The sequence below is a fragment of the Streptomyces sp. SID5910 genome (assembly GCF_009862125.1).
GTDB lineage: Bacteria > Actinomycetota > Actinomycetes > Streptomycetales > Streptomycetaceae > Streptomyces.
The window spans coordinates 1-382 of the sequence record NZ_WWHX01000494.1 but is presented as its reverse complement, the minus strand read 5'-3'; the positions used below and the strand labels follow the sequence as shown (position 1 = coordinate 382).

The 382-nt window shown below is 78.8% G+C and carries 1 protein-coding gene; it reads left to right on the top strand.

The genetic code is table 11. The annotated features are described in order from the left end of the window. Nucleotides 1-237 (top strand): NAD(P)H-hydrate dehydratase (locus tag GTW67_RS17480; RefSeq protein ID WP_272920505.1); only part of this gene is annotated, 237 nt, incomplete at its 5' end. Nucleotides 238-382: the final 145 nt, after the last annotated feature.

Below are 382 nucleotides of genomic sequence, written 5' to 3'. Positions count from 1 at the left end.
CCGGTGCGGGTGAACGCGACAGGGACGTCGTGGCTGGCGACGGCGGGGAGTGGGGACGTGCTGTCGGGGCTGGCGGGGTCGTTGCTGGCGGCGGGGCTGTCGGCGGTGGACGCGGGGAGTGTGGGGGCGTATCTGCACGGGCTCGCGGGGCGGGTGGCGTCGGTGGGGGCGCCGGTGGGGGCGCATGACGTGGCGGAGGCGGTGCCGGTGGCTTGGCGGGATGTGCGGGGGGTGTGAGCGGGCGGGGGGCGATGGGCCTGGCGGTGGATGACGGGGGCCGTCGGACGGGTCTGACGTGGGCGGTGCTGTGCGGTGGGGGGGGGCGTCGGTGCGGGGGGAGCTCTCGCGGCCCGGCGTTGCGGGGTGCCGCTGCGCCCACCCG